The 20,331-nt window shown below is 47.0% G+C and carries 20 protein-coding genes, 1 tRNA gene and 2 pseudogenes; 21 read left to right on the forward strand and 2 right to left on the reverse strand.

Features of this window, described 5'->3' with window-relative positions; genetic code table 11:
* Positions 1-21 precede the first annotated feature (21 nt).
* The 5 genes and pseudogenes from T456_RS24215 to T456_RS20800 all read left to right on the forward strand — a co-directional run.
* Positions 22-615, forward strand: a pseudogene (locus T456_RS24215) (3-hydroxyacyl-CoA dehydrogenase family protein); the annotation flags it as partial.
* Between the two features lie 111 nt (positions 616-726).
* On the forward strand, positions 727-1,716 hold the full coding sequence (locus T456_RS20795) for an acyl-CoA dehydrogenase family protein (RefSeq protein WP_278246949.1): 990 nt from the start codon (positions 727-729) through the stop codon (positions 1,714-1,716).
* Positions 1,700-1,858: an acyl-CoA dehydrogenase family protein gene (locus tag T456_RS23505; RefSeq protein ID WP_278246950.1), complete on the forward strand. Its 159-nt coding sequence runs from the start codon at positions 1,700-1,702 to the stop codon at positions 1,856-1,858. The genes T456_RS20795 and T456_RS23505 overlap by 17 nt, the downstream gene beginning before the upstream one ends.
* A gap of 40 nt (positions 1,859-1,898) precedes the next feature.
* Positions 1,899-2,690, forward strand: coding sequence for an electron transfer flavoprotein subunit beta/FixA family protein (locus tag T456_RS0118655; RefSeq protein WP_024866179.1), 792 nt, complete (start codon positions 1,899-1,901; stop codon positions 2,688-2,690).
* 97 nt (positions 2,691-2,787) lie between these two features.
* Positions 2,788-3,838: pseudogene (locus tag T456_RS20800) on the forward strand (electron transfer flavoprotein subunit alpha/FixB family protein).
* 229 nt (positions 3,839-4,067) lie between these two features.
* On the opposite strand, the gene T456_RS24400 reads toward T456_RS20800, so the two are convergent.
* Both T456_RS24400 and tnpA read right to left on the reverse strand, forming a co-directional pair.
* Positions 4,068-4,292, reverse strand: a complete 225-nt coding sequence (locus T456_RS24400) for a transposase (protein ID WP_081749161.1) — start codon at positions 4,290-4,292, stop codon at positions 4,068-4,070.
* The gene (gene tnpA / locus T456_RS21780; RefSeq protein ID WP_051465078.1) at positions 4,288-4,563 is read right to left on the reverse strand and encodes an IS200/IS605 family transposase; all 276 of its coding nucleotides are present in this window, start codon (positions 4,561-4,563) and stop codon (positions 4,288-4,290) included. Before tnpA ends, T456_RS24400 begins: the two co-directional genes overlap by 5 nt.
* A 96-nt stretch (positions 4,564-4,659) precedes the next feature.
* Here tnpA and T456_RS0118670 point away from each other — a divergent pair, with 96 nt between their 5' ends.
* The 16 genes from T456_RS0118670 to T456_RS20810 all read left to right on the forward strand — a co-directional run.
* A complete protein-coding gene (locus T456_RS0118670) occupies positions 4,660-6,063 on the forward strand; it encodes an RNA-guided endonuclease InsQ/TnpB family protein (protein WP_024866176.1) in 1,404 nt (467 codons plus the stop codon).
* 138 nt (positions 6,064-6,201) lie between these two features.
* Complete coding sequence (locus T456_RS0118675; RefSeq protein WP_024864352.1) at positions 6,202-7,674, forward strand: ISLre2 family transposase; 1,473 nt, start codon at positions 6,202-6,204, stop codon at positions 7,672-7,674.
* A gap of 323 nt (positions 7,675-7,997) precedes the next feature.
* Positions 7,998-9,185 (forward strand): S-methyl-5-thioribose-1-phosphate isomerase, encoded by a 1,188-nt coding sequence (mtnA, locus tag T456_RS0118680; protein WP_024866175.1) that lies wholly within the window; start codon positions 7,998-8,000, stop codon positions 9,183-9,185.
* Positions 9,186-9,394: 209 nt separating this feature from the next.
* Entirely contained in the window at positions 9,395-10,411 is a 1,017-nt protein-coding gene (locus T456_RS0118685; protein ID WP_024866174.1) for an energy-coupling factor ABC transporter permease, read from the forward strand.
* A gap of 24 nt (positions 10,412-10,435) precedes the next feature.
* Positions 10,436-11,224, forward strand: coding sequence for a cobalt ECF transporter T component CbiQ (gene cbiQ / locus T456_RS0118690; protein ID WP_024867466.1), 789 nt, complete (start codon positions 10,436-10,438; stop codon positions 11,222-11,224).
* Positions 11,225-11,255: 31 nt separating this feature from the next.
* On the forward strand, positions 11,256-12,017 hold the full coding sequence (locus T456_RS0118695) for an energy-coupling factor ABC transporter ATP-binding protein (protein WP_024866173.1): 762 nt from the start codon (positions 11,256-11,258) through the stop codon (positions 12,015-12,017).
* 150 nt (positions 12,018-12,167) lie between these two features.
* Positions 12,168-13,349, forward strand: a complete 1,182-nt coding sequence (locus T456_RS0118700) for an acetyl-CoA C-acetyltransferase (protein WP_024866172.1) — start codon at positions 12,168-12,170, stop codon at positions 13,347-13,349.
* Between the two features lie 27 nt (positions 13,350-13,376).
* Positions 13,377-14,498 carry an HD domain-containing phosphohydrolase gene (locus T456_RS0118705; RefSeq protein WP_024867467.1) on the forward strand — a complete coding sequence of 374 codons (1,122 nt, stop codon included), beginning with the start codon at positions 13,377-13,379 and terminating at the stop codon, positions 14,496-14,498.
* Between the two features lie 97 nt (positions 14,499-14,595).
* Positions 14,596-14,669 (forward strand) — tRNA-Arg (locus tag T456_RS0118710).
* A gap of 280 nt (positions 14,670-14,949) precedes the next feature.
* The gene (locus tag T456_RS0118715) at positions 14,950-16,335 is read left to right on the forward strand and encodes a hypothetical protein (RefSeq protein ID WP_024867468.1); all 1,386 of its coding nucleotides are present in this window, start codon (positions 14,950-14,952) and stop codon (positions 16,333-16,335) included.
* Positions 16,289-17,032 (forward strand): hypothetical protein, encoded by a 744-nt coding sequence (locus T456_RS0118720; protein WP_024867469.1) that lies wholly within the window; start codon positions 16,289-16,291, stop codon positions 17,030-17,032. The genes T456_RS0118715 and T456_RS0118720 overlap by 47 nt, the downstream gene beginning before the upstream one ends.
* Positions 16,998-17,963, forward strand: a complete 966-nt coding sequence (locus T456_RS0118725) for a pectinesterase family protein (protein ID WP_024867470.1) — start codon at positions 16,998-17,000, stop codon at positions 17,961-17,963. Before T456_RS0118720 ends, T456_RS0118725 begins: the two co-directional genes overlap by 35 nt.
* A 1-nt stretch (position 17,964) precedes the next feature.
* Entirely contained in the window at positions 17,965-18,093 is a 129-nt protein-coding gene (locus T456_RS23510; protein WP_278246951.1) for a hypothetical protein, read from the forward strand.
* Between the two features lie 20 nt (positions 18,094-18,113).
* On the forward strand, positions 18,114-19,025 hold the full coding sequence (locus T456_RS0118735; RefSeq protein ID WP_024867471.1) for a hypothetical protein: 912 nt from the start codon (positions 18,114-18,116) through the stop codon (positions 19,023-19,025).
* A gap of 523 nt (positions 19,026-19,548) precedes the next feature.
* Positions 19,549-20,088 carry a hypothetical protein gene (locus T456_RS0118740; protein WP_024867472.1) on the forward strand — a complete coding sequence of 180 codons (540 nt, stop codon included), beginning with the start codon at positions 19,549-19,551 and terminating at the stop codon, positions 20,086-20,088.
* A partial coding sequence (locus T456_RS20810; RefSeq protein ID WP_035802772.1) for a hypothetical protein occupies positions 20,072-20,331 on the forward strand: 260 nt, incomplete at its 3' end. The genes T456_RS0118740 and T456_RS20810, both read left to right, overlap by 17 nt.

The following is a 20,331-nucleotide window of genomic DNA, read 5'->3' on the forward strand; positions in this document are numbered from 1 at the left end:
CTCTTGAGGTAATGGATATCAAGAAGAACCCTCTTCAAGGAGCTTCAGGACAACATCGTTAAGAATCCCGATTGTATCTTTGCTTCAAACACATCATCTCTTTCAATCACAGAGATTGGCTCAGGCCTTGCAAAGCCCATCATCGGAATGCACTTCTTCAATCCCGCTCCCGTTATGAAGCTGGTTGAGGTTATCCAGGGCGCCAACACTCCCGATGAGTACGTTGATAAGATCAAGAAGATCTCTGAGGATCTCGGAAAGACTCCTGTACAGGTTAACGAGGCAGCAGGCTTCGTTGTTAACAGAATCCTTGTTCCTATGATCAACGAAGGTATCTTCGTATATTCAGAGGGGTGTTTCAGATATCGCAGGTATCGACACAGCTATGAAGCTTGGATGTAACCATCCCTATGGGACCCCTTGAGCTGGGCGATTACATCGGACTTGATATCGTTCTTGCTATCATGGACGTTCTTTATTCAGAGACAGGCGATTCCAAGTATCCGCGCATGCCCTCTTCTTCGTAAGATGGTTCGTGGCAAGAAGCTTGGCGTAAAGACCGGCATCGGTTTCTACAACTACGCTGATGGAAACAAGGTTCCTACAGATAAGTAATTACGAGGCGAGGTTCTTTCGAGCCCGTAGTTTCAGGTGTTTCCTTAAAACATAAACAATATAATCGGAGGTTTTATATCATGGATTTTTCAGCTTGATCAGCAACATGAAATGGCGAGAGCTCTTTTTAAAGAATTTGCAGAAAAAGAAGTTAAGCCAAATGCAATAGAGGTTGATGAGACAGAAGTATTCCCTATGGAGACCGTTAAGAAGATGCAGAAGTACGGTTTCATGGGTATCCCGATTCCCAAGGAGTACGGCGGACAGGGATGTGACCCTCTCACATACGTAATGTGTGTTGAGGAGCTTGCAAAGGTTTGCGGAACTACAGCAGTTATCGTTTCAGCACATACATCACTTTGCTGCGATCCTATCCTTACATACGGAACAGAAGAGCAGAAGCAGAAATATCTGGTTCCCCTTGCAAAGGGTGAGAAGCTCGGTGCTTTCGGCCTTACAGAGCCCATGGCAGGAACAGACGCTCAGGGCGTACAGACAAAGGCTGTTCTTACAGAGGATGGCAAAGAGTGGATCCTTAACGGATCAAAGTGCTTCATCACAAACGGTGAAGTAGCTGATGTTTACATCATCATCGCTTACACAGATATCGTAGAAGACAAGAGAGGCAGAAAGCAGAAGAAGTTCTCAGCATTCATCGTTGAGAAGGGAACACCCGGATTCACCTTCGGAACAAAGGAGAACAAGATGGGTATCCGCGGATCTTCTACTTACGAGCTTATTTTCCAGGATTGCCACATTCCTGCAGAGAACCTTCCTGGTGCTCGCGGAAAGGGCTTCCCTATCGCAATGCATACTCTGGATGGCGGACGTATCGGTATCGCTGCTCAGGCTCTTGGTATCGCTGAGGGCGCTCTTGACAGAACTGTTGAGTATGTTAAAGAGAGAAGCAGTTTGGCCGTGCGATCGGTCAGTTCCAGAACACCCAGTTCCAGCTTGCTAACATGGCTACAAAGTGCGAGGCAGCTAAAGCTTCTTGTTTATGCAGCGGCAGATGCCAAGAAGAAGACTGACCGCTACTCTGTAGAGGCTGCTAAGGCTAAAGCTCTTCGCAGCAGAAGTTGCAATGGATGTTACAACTAAGGCTGTTCAGCTTCACGGTGGATATGGTTACATCAGAGAGTACGAAGTAGAGAGAATGATGCGTGACGCTAAGATCACAGAGATCTACGAGGGTACATCTGAGGTTCAGAGAATGGTTATTTCCGGTGATTTGCTGAAGTAAATCACTTCCTTATGATTAAAAACTAAGAAGGAGAACAAAAATGAAAGTTGTAGTTTGCATTAAGCAGGTCCCTGATACAAAGGGCGGCGTTAAGTTCAAACCCGATGGAACATTGGATAGAGGTGCAATGCTGGCAATCATGAATCCTGATGACAAGGCAGGACTTGAGGCAGCACTTAGATTAAAAGACGAGTACGGCGCAGAAGTTTCAGTTCTTACCATGGGTCTTCCCAAGGCTGACGCAGTACTTAGAGAAGCTCTTGCTATGGGCGCAGACAAGGCTTACCTTGTAACAGACAGAGTTCTGGGCGGCGCTGATACATGGGCAACATCTTCAACAATCGCAGGCGCACTCAGAAACCTTGAGTATGATCTCATCATCACAGGCCGTCAGGCTATCGATGGAGATACAGCTCAGGTTGGACCTCAGATTTCTGAGCATCTTGGAATTCCCGTAATTTCCTATGCTGAGGAGATCAAGGTTGACGAGAAGGCAAGAACAGTTGAAGTTAAGAGACAGTTTGAGGACAGATATCACATCGTAAAGGCTAACATGCCTTGCCTTATCACAGCTCTTTCAGAGCTCAACGAGCCCAGATATATGACTCCCGGCGGAATCTTCGATGCTTTCGACAAGGAAGTTACAGTTTGGGGCAGAGCTGATCTTAAGGACGTTGACGATTCAAACCTTGGTCTTAAGGGATCACCTACACAGATCGCTAAGGCTTCAGATAAGGTAAAGAAGGGACAGGGCGAGAAGGTTACTCCCGATTCACCTGATGAGGCAGTAGATTACATCGTAGGTAAACTTAAGGAGAAACACGTAGTATAAGTGATATGGACGAAAAGTTTCATTTTTGTCTGCGCGCAGGCATTTAATGAAAACTTGACGACCGGAAATAATTATTTATAGAAAAAGGAGAAGAGTCATGTCTTTAGAAGAATATAAAGGTGTATTTATCTTTGCTCAGCAGGTAGATAACGAACTTTCAGGCATCGCCCTGGAGCTTCTGGGCAAAGCAAAGAGTCTTGCAGAAAGACCTCGATGAGAAAAAAGTAACCGCAGTACTTCTTGGAAGCGATGTTAAGGGACTTGTTGACAAGCTTGCTGAGTACGGCGCAGACAGAGTAATCGTAGTAGACGATCCCGAGCTTAAGGATTACAGAACAGAGCCTTATACACACGCTCTTGCATCAGTTATCAACGAGTTCAAGCCTGAGATCCTTCTGGTTGGCGCAACAGCCATCGGCCGTGACCTTGGCCCCAGAGTATCATCCAGAGTACACACAGGTCTTACAGCTGACTGTACTCAGCTTGATATCGGAGATTTCCCTCTTGAGCCTGTTGAGGGCAGAGAGCAGAAGCACAAACAGCTTCTTATGACACGTCCTGCTTTCGGTGGAAACACAATCGCAACCATCGCATGCCCTGACTTCAGACCTCAGATGGCTACTGTTCGTCCCGGCGTTATGCAGAAGATCGATCCTATCAAGGGTGCTAAGGCAGAAGTTGTAGACTACAATCCCGGCTTCGAGAAGAACGACTGCTACACAGAGATCGTTAAGATCGTTAAAGAGACTTCAGCAGTTGAAGATATCCAGGCTGCCAAGATCCTTGTATCCGGCGGACGTGGAGTTGGATCACCCGAGAACTTCAAGCTCCTTGAGGATCTCGCAGAGGTTCTTAACGGAACAGTTTCCTGCTCACGTGCAGTTGTAGATTCAGGCTGGAAGCCCAAGGATATGCAGGTTGGACAGACCGGTAAGACCGTTCGTCCTCAGCTGTATTTCGCTATCGGTATCTCCGGTGCCATCCAGCACGTTGCGGGTATGGAAGAGTCCGATATCATCATCGCTATCAACAAAGATGAGAACGCTCCCATCTTTGACGTAGCAGACTACGGTATCGTAGGCGACCTCAACAAGGTTGTTCCCGCTCTTACAAAGAGACTCAAAGACGAGCTCGCTGCTAAGAATTGATAGATCTTGCAGGTTGAATTATTAGACGTATATAACGATCGCCCGGGCAATGCTGCCCGGGCGATTGTTTCTTGATGGGATAGTATATTAGGATCTATTCCGCATTCTTTTTGCCTTTCTTCATACTCATCTTTAGTGATGAATCTGCAATTGCGGCAAGCGTCCTTGAATTATGATATTACGTGCGAGAAAATCCCTTCCGATGAAGTTGGTTGCGTGATGAATCGCACTAGCTTTTCTTTTTGTACTTCCCGGTCTTAATGTATTTGCGTTTGTGTTCTTCTGTTCGCTGATCTTCAATATATTTCTTAACAGTATCAAGAGAAACGCTTCCGGTGGTAGCACAAAAGTAACTTGCACTCCAGAAGGGAGAATCTCCCCAGAGGTATTTCTCAACGTGTGCTCTATATGTGTTTCTTACTTCCTTGGATAATTGCGATTTTAATGAGTTAATGAGTTTTTACAGGTGCCACATCAGGTGGCATGGAGATCAGAAGATGCATGTGATCAACATCTGTCTCTGCTGAAATAAGTTCACTGTTCATGCGGCCACAGAGGTAAGCTGCGTAATTCTTCATGAAATCACCGATCTCATCAGTGATCACTTTCTTTCTGTATTTAGTCACGAAAATTATATGGTATGTGAGTTTGTATACGGAATGTGAGCCTCTTCTGTACTCGTTCAGGATATCTGATTCTACTATTTCTACTATTGATTTCTGCATAAATTTGCTCCACATCTAAAGAGAACAAATGTTTGTATGCTTCTGAAAAGTATGCTATAATACTAACTATAGAATACTGATAAGGAATTTTCAACCGTGTACAGAACAAGGCAATACAGGATAAGCAGAAACCACATACTCTATGACTACTGCAGGGGTATCTGCAGATCATCAGCCGTTCTGTACAACAGGGCAAATTTCATCTTAAGGCAGTATTCGTCATCGGTTGATTCAATGGCTGAGTTCAAGCCTCTTTTCCCAAATCAGATGATGGTTTACAGGCTCGTAAGAGATAATCTTTCAGGGACTAAATATCTTGGTGACAGTAAGTGGCTCTCATACAATGGTCTGGACTATCTGCTAAAGGTTACAAGGGATAAGGCGTACTATGCCCTTCCGGCACAGGCTAATCAGCAGATACTGAAACTCCTCCTTCGGGACTATAAGTCTTTCTTTGAAGCTGTAAAAGCATATGGAAGAAATCATGAAGCTTTCACGGGTCGCCCCAAGATGCCGGGATATATGTCACGGGGCTCGTTCAAAACAGCCATCCTGACAAATCAGATCTGCAGGATCAATAATGACTGTCTTAAGTTTCCCGGTACCAGGGATAAGCTGTCTCTTGGCCAGCTCCATGAAGAAGCATGCCTTAAGGAAGTGCGTATAAAGCCCTGTGGAAACAGCTTTGTCCTGGATGTAGTCCTAGCTGTTCCTGATATGGGGATGATCCCAATGGCTGATAAGGATATCCTCTCAGACCTTTCGGATATAGAGGAACTGAAAGATATGAGAGTGATGGCTATAGATCCCGGGACAGACAACTTGGTAGCTGTAGCCAACACTTTTGGTGCAAGGCCATTTGTGATTAAGGGAGGAGTGATCAAGTCAATCAACCAGTTTTACAACAAAGAGATGAAAAGACTCGCATCCTGTGCCATGACATGCAACAACAGGTACAGGACAAGAAAGATGAATGCTCTTACTGAAAAGAGGAACAGAAGGATAAAGGATCAGTTCCATAAGGTGAGCAGACAGCTTGCAGACTATGCAAGGGATAACCATGTAGATGTAGTAGTGATGGGGCATAATACATACCAGAAACGGGAGATAGGTATAGGACATGTCAATAACCAGAACTTTGTGCAGATACCAATGCTGATATTTGCAGACATGCTCAGATACAAACTTGCTGAATATGGTATAGAGTTTGTTCTCACGGAAGAAAGCTACACATCAAAGGCAGACTTTCTTGCAAAAGACTATATCCCTGTGTATAAAAAGAATGCGAAAGAGAACTTCGATTTTTCAGGCAAGAGGATACAGAGAGGACTTTACAGGCACTATGATGGTACAATAACAAATGCAGACATAAATGGAGCTGCAAACATCTTAAGGAAAGTATTCCCAAAGGTAAGCCAATGGGATAGGGGCATCGTGGACATGCCCTGTTCTGCAGGATGCATAGAGCATCCTGCAGGTTCATGCCGCCATGCGGCATAACAGAAATCCTTTCCGACGTGGAGTCGGTGAGGGTGCTAGCGTAAAGTTTTTGTAGGATTAATTGAAAAAGGGGATTTCCTTCGTGATATAGTTATTTACGGTGTCCAAGCCAAAATAACCAAACGGAGGAGTCCCCTTGTGTTAAATAGTATACAGCATTTTATTGAGAATGGAGTACCAAATCTTCAGAAGGCATCAAAAGATTTTTCAGAGGATCCGAGAGACTTTGCAGGTTTCATATACAAGGTCAGGAATGAAGCGCTTCAGATGGCGTTGGATTACATTTCTGAAACCCTTACAACCTGCAACCAGATATTAAAAGACAGTCCTGTGAGAAAGGAAAGATGGGAAGTGGTAAGGACTGACGAGAAGTCTCTTATCACCTCAATTGGAAAGGTTATGTTTTCCAAGACACTGTTTAAGAACAAGGTGACTGGAGAACGCAGATATCTACTGGATGACATGCTTTCATTTGACCCTCATGAAAGGATGTCAGAAGATGCCATAGCACAGCTCTTATCAGAGAGCGTTCAGACCTCTTATCGTAAAGGTGGACAAGCAGCAAGCATCCTTGATGAGGTCAGCAAAGAGACTGTAAAGGATAAGATACATGCTCTCGAGTTCCCCAAGGAACAGAAAAGAAGAGGCAGAAAACGCAAGGTTGAGTATCTGTATATAGAGGCTGATGAAGATCATGTGTCGCTTCAGTTCCAGAAGGAAAAGGGGGATCTCCAGGTCAACCAGTATGGAAGAAAACTCAATGGAATGATAAACAAGCTTATCTATGTTCATGAGGGCATTGAAAAGGATGCTCCCAAGAGTACAAGACATCACCTTGTTAATGCCCATTTCTTCTGTGGTTCTTATGAAGGCAAAGCAAACAGTGAACTCTGGGATGAAGTCTACACATATATTGACAACAACTATGACATAAGCAGCATAAAGAGGATATACCTAGGAGCAGATGGTGGAGCCTGGATTAAGGCTGGGGGAAAAAGGATAAGTGGCATCACATATGTGATGGACGAGTTCCACCTCAAAAAATACCTGATAAAGATGACAAACCATTTGATGGATAGTGCTGATGATGCCAGAAAGCTTCTCTGTGAAATGATCAAGGATGGAAGTAAGGAAGATTTCCTGTCTGTGGTAGATATGCTTGAATATCATGCCTCAAACGACAAGGAAATGAAACGTGTGCAAGAAGGCGCTGATTATATACTTGATAACTGGTCTGCAGCCAAGACAAGGCTTAGATACAGGAGGATTCCTGGATGTAGTACTGAAGGTCATGTCAGTCATGTCCTGTCAAAAAGAATGAGCATGACTCCAATGGGCTGGAGTCGAAAAGGCGCTGATAAGATGGCAAGACTCAGTGCCTATACATGGAACAAAAGGGATATGCTGGAACTTGTGCGTTACCAGAAGACAGTAATGCCTAAGGCTGCTGGGGCAGAAGAAGTAGAGACTGTAGTAGCGCATGTAAGAGAAAAACAGTATTCCCATCCGGCGTGGGGAAAGTATGTCGATAGCATACAGGTAGAGCTTAGTTCAGAGCTGAAGAAGTGGATGAGCATCGGAATGCATAACTACATCTGGAAACTGTTCTAAAAGGAAGCCAGAGGCTGACGCCTCTGCCTTTGAATAAAGTGCGCCAGAGCGCACACCTATCCTTGATCTGCTTGACTACAGACCAAGGATTAGAATGACAGCCTTGAACTGTCCTCCAACCAGGCGCTATAATGAGTAAGGTTTGAACATCTGAACTGATCACAGGGGCAATCTACCCTTTCGAATCCTACAGTAAATTTACGCCGTCGGTGAGGGTAGTTCATGACCACAACCGCCCGGAAATAATATATAATAGTCTAAGCGATATCAGACAAAGCCTGGTGACCCAATATTTGAAATAAATACAAGATCGGAGACCTACAATGAAAAGCATTTTAGATTACGAAACCGTTGCCCTTATAGACGAAGACGACGCTCTGGAGATCATCGACCAGACCCTGCTTCCCGGTAAAACCGAGATCATAAGACTTCACACGGGAAAAGAGATATGGGATGCAATTTACCTTTTGCAGGTAAGAGGAGCTCCTGCCATCGGCGTCAGCGCCGGAATGGGGCTTTACCTTCTGATGAAGCATTCCGCCGCCGGAAGCTACGAGGAATTCATGAGTGAGCTCCAGGAGAAGAGTGATTATCTGAATTCATCGAGGCCCACAGCCGTTAACCTGTCCTGGGCTCTTAAGAGGATGAAGGCCCACGTGGAAGACGTTTACAAGAATCTCACAGATGCTCCGGGAAAAGAAGCATCTGCTTCGCTCCGGGAAACCGCCTCGGGAAAAGATGCATCTGCTTCCCGCGAATCGAAATCCTGGCCCGAGCTCAGATCCGCCCTCATAAAGGAAATGCACGACGAGTGCGAGCGCATCAAGCAGGAGGACATCGACGTCTGCAGACGCATCGGCGAGTATGGTCTTACACTTATCGAGGACGGCTACGGTCTTCTTACCCACTGCAACGCAGGACAGCTGTGTGCCTGCAAGTACGGCACCGCAACTGCGCCCATGTATCTTGCCCATGAGAAGGGCTACAAGATCAAGGTATACTGCGATGAGACAAGACCGCTGCTTCAAGGCGCAAGACTGACAGCTTATGAGCTTTCTTCCGCAGGAATAGACACAACCCTTCTTTGCGATAACATGTCGGCATCTCTTATGAAGAGCGGCGCCATCAATGCTATCTTCACAGGATGCGACAGGGTTGCAGCCAACGGCGATGCGGCAAATAAGATCGGAACCAGCATGGTGGCCCTTGCGGCAAAGAGATACGGAATTCCTTTTTATATCTGCGCGCCTACTTCAACAATTGATCTGAACACTCCCACAGGAGATGACATCAAGATAGAACAGAGAAAACCTGAGGAAGTTACGGAAATGTGGTACAAGGAGCGCATGGCGCCCGAGGGGATAAATGTATATAACCCCGCCTTCGATGTAACGGACAACGAGCTGATAGCCGGCATCGTTACAGAGTACGGCGTTCTCAGGGCTCCCTACGACGAGGCCATCCGCGGCATCTTCGCCAGGAAAGAAGCGGAGAAGAAGACAGAGAAATAATCTCCCCCAACCGGCTCCACGCGGTTAAGGTATTCGGCTACACCGCAATTAATGCATAAAAATAACCCCCTGGGGGGCTTGCGGGTCATATGGCCAGCCACTATACTTAGCTGTGTCGTATTAATAAAAATACACAATTAGATTGGCCAAAATGTCTGCTGCGCAGGCGGTCATCAGAGCCAAAAAGTATAGTTGGGAGGTTTTACTTTATGCATATGGCAGACGCCCTTGTGGCACCGGCAGTGGCCGGAACAATGTATGTATTATCAACTGCGGCAGCAGGAGTATCAGTTAATGAGGTCAGGAAGGAAAGCGCTCCTGAGAAGATCCCGGTAATGGGAGTTATGGGAGCTTTCGTATTTGCGACTCAGATGCTGAACTTTACTATACCCGGTACAGGTTCATCAGGACACCTTTGTGGAGGCATGATGCTCTCTGCACTCCTTGGACCTTTTGCGGGATTCCTTACCATGATAGGAGTACTTCTTGTCCAATGTCTTCTTTTCGCCGACGGAGGACTATTAGCCCTAGGCTGTAACGTCTGGAACATGGCGTTCTACGGGTGCTTTATAGGTGCGCTTCTTATATGGAGACCCATGATGAAGAAGGGAGCAACAAAAGCGAAGATAATCGCGGCCTCAATCATCGGATGTGTTCTTACTCTTCAGCTTGGTGCTTTCTCAGTTTGTATTGAGACACTTTTGTCCGGTGTTACAGAGCTTCCGTTTTCCGTATTCCTTGGAACAATGCAGCCTATTCACCTGGCAATCGGTCTTGTAGAAGGACTTATCACAGCAGCAGTTCTTGTATTCGTACACGAGGCAAGACCTGAGCTTCTCTGGGGCGTTGGTGAGAAGACCGAGGCTAAAGAGGGCAAGCTTTCATTCAAGACAACAATCATCGTTCTTGCAGTTTGCGCAGCGATCGCAGGCGGAGCAATCTCTCTGGTTGCATCAGCATTCCCTGATGGACTTGAGTGGTCCATGGAGAAGGTTGCCGGAACAGCAGAACTTGAGGCAGAGGGCGGAGCATATGATACTGCAGCAGGTATCCAGGATGCCACATCTCTTTTGCCTGACTATGCATTTAAGAACAGTGAGTCAGCTGTAGGCACCAGCTTCTCAGGAATCGTTGGATCTCTGGTAGTTGTAGGTGTTACCGTAGGTGCATGCTACGCCTTCAGATTCTTCAAAAAGAAGGAAGAGACTACGGAGGCAAGTGCCTGATATAATAGCAATTAAGCAGGTTTCATGAAATCAATCGAAGATCATTTATATGAACTTAACAGGCTTCAGGAACTTCAGCAGCGTTCCCATTGGATGAACCGGCTTCATCCTCTGGGGAAGCTGCTTGTTTGCGTTATTTACGTATTTATGGTGGCGTCTGTCGACAAATATGATCTGCAGCGGCTGATCCTGATGGCTGTATTCCCGGCGTTCTGCTTTATCGTGGGAGAGCTCTCCTTCAAGGAGGGCCTGTACAGAATGCGTTTGATACTGCCTTTGGTAATATTTGTGGGCATCTTCAATCCGTTTTTTGACAGGACTCCGGTGATGATATTTGGCGCTACAGCCGAGAATCCTGCCGGGATCACCATCACAGGCGGAATGGTGTCGATGCTGACCCTGATACTGAAAGGTCTTTTGACGGTGCTTACAGCCTACATTCTCATTGCGCTGACTTCCATTGAGGAGCTGTGCTACGCCCTTCGAATGCTGCACGTGCCGAAGGTCATCGTCATAGTCATCCTCCTGATCTACCGGTATTTCGGGCTTATGGGGAACGAAGCGAATCGCATCACCACGGCTTATCACTTAAGAGCCCCGTCCCAGAAGGGCATACACTACAAGGCCTGGGGAACGCTGGTGGGACAGTGGCTGCTTCGAAGCATGGACCGGGCGGGAGCTGTGTATGAGAGCATGACTTTGAGAGGCTTTAATGGCGATTTTCGGGTAAAAAAGCGTGCGGCTAAACCCGTAGATTTCTTTTTTCCGATAATATGGATAGCGATATTTATCGTGATCAGATTCTTTGTTTGATCGCAAAGTGATTTAGAAAAGGACGACAGTAATGCACACCGGAGTACACGGAGAACTTCTTAAAATCGAAAACTTAAGCTTCACCTACGAGGACGGAAACATGGTCCTGGAGAACGTAAACCTTGTGGCTCATGACGGAGAGAGCATCGGCATCATCGGCTCCAACGGAATCGGAAAGTCCACACTGATGAAGCTCCTTGTGGGGCTTAGGCTGGAATGCAAGGGAACCCTTGAGGTTTCCGGACATCCCGTTAACAGGAAGAACTTAAACCACATCAGGGAGCATGTGGGCTATGTTTTCCAGGATTCCGACAGCCAGTTGTTCCTTTCCACCATCGAGGAGGATGTGGCCTTCGGACCTCAGAACTACGGCCTTTCTGACGAGGAAGTAGAGCGCCGCGTTCAGGAGGCTCTTGAGAGGGTGCACATCACGGAACTTCGAAAGAAGCACAACTACAAGCTTTCCGGCGGGGAAAAGAAGCTTGCGGCCATCGCCACGATCCTTTCCATGGAGCCGGATATCATTATCATGGACGAGCCGTCCATTGCCCTGGATCCTAAGAACCGCCGAAACCTCATCGGCATACTGAATGAGCTTGACTGCCTTAAGATCATCACCTCCCATGACCTGGATTTTGTCATGGATACCTGCAAGAGGGTGATACTCCTTGACGAAGGCACCATCATCGCCGACGGGGATGCGCAGGAAATACTTCGAAACGAGAAGCTCCTTGAGGATCATGGACTTGAGCTGCCCCTTAGTTTATACAGGAAACATGGCGGTGAAAGCTGACTCTTTTCCCGGGAGGCATTTCTGAAAATAATCTAAAATGCGTTGAGTGCTATACATTAAGATGATAAAATGGAAGTGGTGAGACTCTGCAATTGCGGGTCTGCCGCTTCTTTTTTCTATAATAAAAACATGGATGGAGGAAAAGGGATAATGGCAAGAAAGGTAGTATTGGCAGGAGCATGCAGAACAGCGATCGGAACCATGGGGGGAGCCCTGAGCACCACACCGGCACCGGTCCTTGGAACAATCGTTATTAAGGAAGCATTAAAAAGAGCCGGCGTCAAACCGGAACAGGTTGATGAAGTTTACATGGGATGCGTTATCCAGGCAGGCCTTGGACAGAATCCCGCAAGACAGTCAGCGATCAACGCAGGTATCCCTGTTGAGGTTCCTGCTACAACCATAAACGTACTTTGCGGAAGCGGACTTCACTGTGTGAACCTTGCGGCAAAGCTTATCGGCATGGGCGATGCTGACATCATCGTGGCAGGTGGTATGGAGAACATGTCAATGGCACCTTACCTGATGCAGCAGGGCCGTTACGGCTACCGCATGGGCTCAGGCGAGCTGCAGGATGCCATGATCAAGGATGCCCTTACCGACGCCTTTGGAAATTATCACATGGGCATCACAGCCGAGAACATCGCAGAGCAGTGGCACCTTACAAGGCAGCAGCTTGACGAGTTTGCAGCCTGGTCACAGAACAAGGCCGAGAAGGCCATTGCGGAAGGCAAGTTCAAGGACGAGATCGTTCCTGTTGAGATCAAGAAAAAGAAAGAGACCATCATTTTCGATACCGACGAGGGACCCAGAAAAGGCGTTACCGTTGAGGGAATCTCTCATCTTAAGCCCGCCTTCAAAAAGGACGGCGGCGTAGTTACAGCGGCCAATTCCTCAGGTATCAACGACGCGGCTTCCGCTATTATCGTTATGAGTGAGGAGAAGGCAAAAGAGCTGGGTGTTAAACCCATGGGTACATGGATCGCCGGAGAGCTTGCAGGCGTAGAGCCCAGCATCATGGGCATCGGCCCTGTTGCCGCAACACAGAAGGTTATGAAAAAAGCCGGATATTCAATCGGCGACTTTGATCTTATAGAAGCTAATGAGGCGTTTGCAGCACAGTCTGTGGCTGTTCAGCATGATCTTGGATTCTCCAATGACGTGCTCAACGTAAACGGCGGCGCCATCGCACTGGGACACCCTGTTGGATGTTCCGGAAACAGAATTCTTGTTACACTTCTCCATGAGATGGCAAGAAGAGACGTACACAAGGGTCTCGCAACATTGTGCGTAGGCGGCGGTATGGGCTGCGCAGCCATCGTGGAAAGGTAAGATCTAGAAACATGCGTGGAGGCTTATATGGCTGATCGTTCAATCCTTGTAGTTGACGATAACGAGATAAACAGAGGCATTCTTGGAGAGATATTCAAGGATAAGTACAACATCATAGAGGCCGGAGACGGCACCGAAGCCATCAATATCATGAAGGAGAAAAAAGACGACCTGGCGGCGATTCTCCTTGATATTGTCATGCCTGAGATGGATGGATATGCTGTGCTGGAACAGATGGGCGAGATGGATAACCTGAATGAGGACATTCCGGTCCTGATGATCACAGCGGACACCTCTACGGAGGCGGAGCGTACCAGTTACCAGAAGGGGGCTGCCGATGTTATACATAAGCCCTTCGACCCTGTAATTGTAGATAAGCGTGTATCCAGAACAATAGAGCTCTATGATCACAAGAACTCTCTGGAGAGTCAGGTTGACGACCAGACAAGGGTTTTAAAGAAACAGTTCCTGTATCTTAAGAAGCAGGAAGAGAAGCTGCGTAACAGCAACGAGAAGGTAATAGACACCATTGCCACCATTGTTGAGTTCAGAAGCATGGAGTCCAGCTATCACCTTAAGAGGATCAAGGGCTTTGTCCGGATCCTTGCTCTTACTGCCATGAACAATTATCCGGAACTGGGGCTCAATCCCCACCTTATCGATGTCATTACCCAGGCCTCGGCCATGCATGATATCGGCAAGATATCGGTGCCGGACTCTATCCTCTTAAAACCCGGTCGCCTTACCGACGAAGAGTTTGAGATAATGAAGTCCCACACCACACGGGGAAGCGAAGTAATAGAGATGCTCAAGGACGTTCAGGACAAGGAATACTATGAGATGTGCCTTGATATCTGCCGTCATCACCATGAAAGATATGACGGCCGTGGCTATCCCGACAGGCTTAAGGGGGAAGATAATTCCATAGGAGCTCAGCTTACCGCCCTTGCGGATGTTTATGATGCTCTTGTCAGCGACAGGGTATACAAATCTGCATATCCCATGGACAAAGCCTATGAGATGATCAAGAACGGTGAGTGCGGCGTCTTCTCGGAAAAACTCATGGCCTGTTTCGAATTTGCCAGATCCGACATGGAGAAGCTTGTTACTCAGACCAAGGCTGAGGAAGCTGCGGAAAAGATGCAATGATAACTGCCCCGCTGCCTCAAAAACAGCGGGGTAATATTTTTGTTGACAAAGCCGGTTGTAGTGCATATAATATAGTGTGTTGCCGCAATTGGCATATGTGCGTGTAGCTCAGCTGGATAGAGCGTCTGGCTACGGACCAGAAGGTCGTGGGTTCGAATCCTGTCACGCACACTTATACATGAGACAGTCGTATCTTTGATACGGCTGTTTTTTCTTGCAATTTATGCATTCTTTATATATTTTTTAGAATTCTTATTCTATTCTCACTAAAACAGACCTCAATTTCCCGCTTTTATTGTTCATATTTCATGAAACCGCTAACAATTCTTTGTGGTGCTTTTACAATATATTTTGAAGGACCGTTATGCTATGATTATTTCACGCGGAATGTAAGCGTTTACATTCGCATACATAATTTGTGCTTGTTGGACTAAATTTGGGAGGATTAAGTATGACAAGAAGAACGAGAAGGGGAAAGGTTGCTGCGGGCATCATGGCGGCGATTCTTTCAGTAACTATGGGGCTCTCCACTATGTCTTTTAACTTGTCCGGAGCGGTGGCCTTTGCGGAAACCGGCGCTGAGACATCTGAGACTGAAGTGGAAGCGGTTTCACAAGAAGATACTGAACCTGATGACGATGCGGGCTCAGGCAAGACAGATGCAGCCACAGGCGGCCTTTCATCCGAAGATGACGAGGAAGGCGCAGACGAGAAAAAGGCTGCTTTTTCTGATGAAGACGAGAAGAAGGATGCTTCCTTGGAAGCTACAACACAGGAAGCAGCAAAAGAAGAGACTATAGAGGAGACCGAAGAGTCTAAGGAAGCCGGGGAAGAGGCCAAGGAAGCCGAAGAGGAAACCGGGGAAGAGGCCGAGGAGGAGACTGTGAAAGAGGCGTTAAAGACCAAAGCTGTCCTTGGCGCTGTGAAAGCTGCGGCTGTTTCCGACAGGTCTTTTGACGATTCCAAGACAGACGTATGGGATTTCGGTGCAGAGAATCTGGGAGACGCCTACAACAACAGGCTTGATGTGGCTACCCTTAACAGCTTTAATGCAAATAGTAACATTGAACCCGGATCCACAGGAGTCAGTGTTGGAGATTTTTCCATTGACGGCGGAGACTTTTCATTTAACGCTGCAGGCAAGACCAGCCACCGTATCAGAACCACCAATACGGAAGTGACAAGATATGATGAAAAGAGCCTTGTTGCGGATGACGGGACCAGCCTTAGCGGCTATCTGTATTCGAATATAAAGGCGAGTACTGACGTATACCTTTCGGTTGCATGTCAGGCCGATGACACAATGACATACTATGTGTCCAGTAACGGCACTGAATCCACTCTTGTTTTTGAGAATGAGAGTGATTCTACGGATAAGGCATCTGATGTATTCAATCTTGGCTCCGGCAAGGCCAAGAAGATGGTCTTCTATCCCGCTGCTACATCAAAATACAAGCTGTACTCAATAGAAGAGAAGCTGGTAGTTGCCAGGGTTTACCGCGAGCACGCCAAGTACAGCGTTCTTTCAGGCTCTGTTTCAGGCTTTGATGGAACAGGCTCTTTTGACATTGTTTTCACCAATACCAAAAACGGCAACGAAGTAAAGGCCACCGTTTCGGACGGCAACTACAGCGCTGTTCTGGCTCAGGGCTTTGAATACAAGATGTCTCTTGAGGGAGCTGATGAGTATATCATCACTTCAGACAGCGCAGTGAGCATTTCCGGTGACACAACCATGGATGTTGCCGTGTCTGCTGTTGAGCTGGTTTCTGTAAAGGGAAATCTTGAGTTTGTATACGGCGCCGGAATGCCGGAAGGGTTCGAGAAAAAACCTTGAGCTTGTATTTGCTCCAAAGTCCGAGACCTCCGTTTATGTTCCAAAGTTTGAGCTTGCAAGTGACGGATCCTTTGAGGTTACCCTTGAAAAGGGCGTGGAATACGACCTTACAGCGCTTGGCGTTGATGACTACGAGCTTTTGACCAAAACCTTTAAGGCTGACAAGAAAACAGCAGACGCCGTAATTTCTTTTGTCCAGAAGGTTGTTGTACCGGTTTTCGTAGAGGTAACTGAGAGCGACCTCACCATGGCAGACCTTGAGAATGCAAGCTTTACCTTCATTCTTCTGGATAAGGAGAAGGACTTTGCGGACACAACCTACAAATACACCTTCTCGGGAAAAGATATTGCTGATGAATCAGCTGCTTTGAGAGAAGGACAGTACAGACTTGATGTATCAGGTGTTCCTTCGGGATACGAATTCGACGAGAAGCACTCCTATGACGCTATTATCCACGAGGCGGATATCGAGCACGTTGTTAAGGTGCCCATCGTATCTACCAAAGCACCTGAGAAGATTCCTTATTCCGAGACCGTTACCGTTGGTCAGGGCAAGGACTACAGCACAATAAATGAGGCTCTGGAAGCGATCCGCAACATGGACAGGGATGCTTCACAGCAGAGAGTTACAGTAAAAGATCCAGCCCGGCGACTACCAGGAAATGCTGGTTATCGACACACCCAACGTTACCTTTGAGAACGCCGTAAAGGGCGCAAGCATCACTCCTGTAAACAAGGGCATTTCCCTTGCACAGGATTCCGTAAGGATCACAGGCTACTACGGCCATGGCTACACTTACTACAGCATGGGCGATGACTGCAAATATGATGCCAAGCTTCTGGAGGTAAACAACTACAACGGATATCCTTCATTTACAAATCCCGGCAGCGGCACAACCTCAGGCAGCTACTGGAACGCAACGGTTGTTGTGAATGCAGCCGGCTTTGAAGCTTACGATATTATTTTTGAGAACTCTTTTAACCAGTATCAGTCAGATCTTGCGGCTGCCGACACCATTGTTAAGCAGAGCTCCGCAAAAGAGGGATCGGCTCCCCGCGCGGGCCTGTCTGCCGGAGATGTGACCGTTCAGGACAAAAAATACGTTGAAAGAGCCGCAGCTATGGCAATCCGCACAGCTGCAGACAAGACATATTTCAACCACTGCGCATTCATTGGACGTCAGGACACACTTTACGGTGATCCCGGTTCAAAGGAAGCATATTACAACTGCGATATCTATGGCGGAACAGACTATATCTTCGGCGGAATGACAGCTGTTTTTGCTAAGTGTAACCTTATATTCAATACTTCCGAGGACAGCAATGACGTCGGCTACATCACAGCCGCTCAGCAGAAAGACGCTGCAACAAGAGGCTACCTTATGTACAACTGTAAGGTAACATCCACTGTTCCCGGAGAAAACACAGCTTCTTCCTACGGTTCAAAGGCCGGATATCTGGGAAGACCATGGGCGGCAAACACCTCCGAAGTAGTGTTCTACAACACTGTAGTGGATGCAACCTGCTATCAGCACAAGGCATCATCGGCATCCCTTATTATGCCCGATGGCTGGCTTTTCAACACTCAGCGGCACAACCGAAAGGAACGTCGAGTACGGCACCTATGAGATGGCAGAGGGCGTTGATAATACGGGCAAAAGAGTCAGCTGGGCCCCGGTAAGTGACAAGGAAGAGACCACCGACGGAAAGAGCATCTCGGTAGAGACTTTCCTTGGAACATGGGATCCTTTTTGCTGACAACGGCGATGACATGAAGATTGTTATCCCTACAGAAAAAGGTTAATGTTGACCCTGAGGAACCCGAAGGCGGCGCTGCCGAAACTACCTATGTATTTGACGCTACAACCCTTACTGCTGCAAAGGACAAAGAAGTTATTGAAGTAGGAACAACTTTTGCCAACGGTTATATCACAGCTTATGGCGGTGTTACAAAGCGCATTAACTCCAGCACCCAAAAGGTAACCTCAACGGAGATTGGAAAGTCTGAGAGCAGCTACTTTGAGTTCATTGTTACAGGCAATGCCAATGTGACCATTGAGACAAGCTCCACAGGAGGCTCCAACACATCAAAGGTTGCGCTGGTTAGAGTTAGCGGCGATGCCAAGACTACTGTTTCAAATAATGAGAATATAGAGTTCGTTACGGGTACATCCAAGGCTACACTTACATATTACGGCCTCGGAGAGGGTACCTACAGATTTGTATCACCTGAGGATACGACGCTTAACAGAGGCGCAAGAGTCTATAAGATCACTGTTGTTCAGAAAGGCGGAGAGGCAGTTGTGCAGGAACGCAAGGCCTGGGGTGAAGTTGCGGCTCCCGTTATCGACAAGATCTCACTTTCTGAGGACGGTAAGACCATAAACGTTAAATTCACCGTAGAGACCGGTTATGACGGAGCTGATTCCGTAACAGCAGTTATGTATGATGCCAAGACAGATGAGAAGGTCATGAACGCCTCCAAGGTAGACAATGGTACAGCAACATTTACTCCTTCCGCATCCGGCGAGTACTACTTTGTTGTGGCAGCTCACAGAATAGATGAGGAGGACAAGAACAGCGACAAGTCAGAGAACCTTAAGTTTGTTCTTCCTCTTGCGGCACCCGGAAATCAAAGTTGCAACAAATTAAAGGCGCAGGAAAGGTTGTTCTTAAGTTTTACTCCGTAACCTGAGGCAACATCCTACAGTATCGTTACAACAGATCTTTCAAGTGCGGCAGGACTTACAACCAAGGCTGCCTACACACCTTCTGAGGTTGTGACCAACAACAAGGACAGAGTATTCCTATATCTTTACAAGTCTTACAGTTGGAAATGAGTACAAGCTTGCTGTTATAGCAAATCGCGACAGAGTTGAAGAAAATGAAACAATAAACAGATGTTTTCCGAAGAAAGCTCAGTTAAACATCACGGTTACAAAGGACGCTTGAGACCGAGGTGGGTATTCTCGGCATTTGGACAGGGAATTTCATCAAAGGCAAGTTGAATGCGGCTACAGCGTAAATCAGGATGATACGTAAGCGTATGGGCAGTGGAATGGTAAGGGGCAAGATCGTTTCCTGGCTCCACAGACCGGTCTTTCCTTTCTAACTTACACTGCAGTCCCTGCAGATCCAGAACTTTTACTTTTACAGCAACAGCTGTTATTTGATGAGTGGATTCTTTCAAACGGCCAGGAGGGCTTCGGCCTTATGGCGGCTGACAGAGTCGGTGTTAACGGAGATGCTTCAGTATTCTGGAACAACAGTTACATGGCCTCCGCAACCAAGGTTGAGTACGGCTATGATCCCGAGACCGGAGAGACCTATACTGTAAATACTCCCGGATATACAAAGATTACAATGAAGCTCGGCCTTGGGGCACAGGAGAAGAAAGGCGTTACATCTGATAATCTTTCAGCTTTTGAAGCTAATAACACTGATGTGGTAAACAATCAGTTCTCCACCAATATGTACACACTGGAGAAGAGCTTCGGGCCTCTGGGTTACGGCGGAAATATTATCGCCAATGAGACCACAGAAAAAGATTTAGGAACCTGCGACCAGCCTCTTACCGAGATAAGGTTAAGGATACAGAAGAATAACACGGGATATTTTGTTTCATATCTTGACGGAAATGACAACGTGATCTCTCAGAAGAAGTTCTATGACACAGAGGCACTTTCCAAAACTGGATTCCGGAAATGTTTACATCGGATTCTTTGCGTCCAGAAACGTGAAGGCGACATTTAAAGACGTAGAGCTTACAACCATCGATCCTTCAGAGGATGAGTCCGCTGAGGACAGACCTGTTACATATGTAGCACCTGCTTACAGCATCATCTCAGCTACCTATTCAAATACAGAGAAGTATGAACTTCAGTATTCAGGAAATGCTGACGGTGTGCTCACTGTCAAAGACTCAGCCGGAAAGATTCTCGTTGATGGAGAGGCTGTAAAAGCCGGTGAAGTAACAAGTGTTATTACTAAACTTGC

Source organism: Butyrivibrio sp. FCS014 (assembly GCF_000526935.1).
GTDB lineage: Bacteria > Bacillota > Clostridia > Lachnospirales > Lachnospiraceae > Butyrivibrio.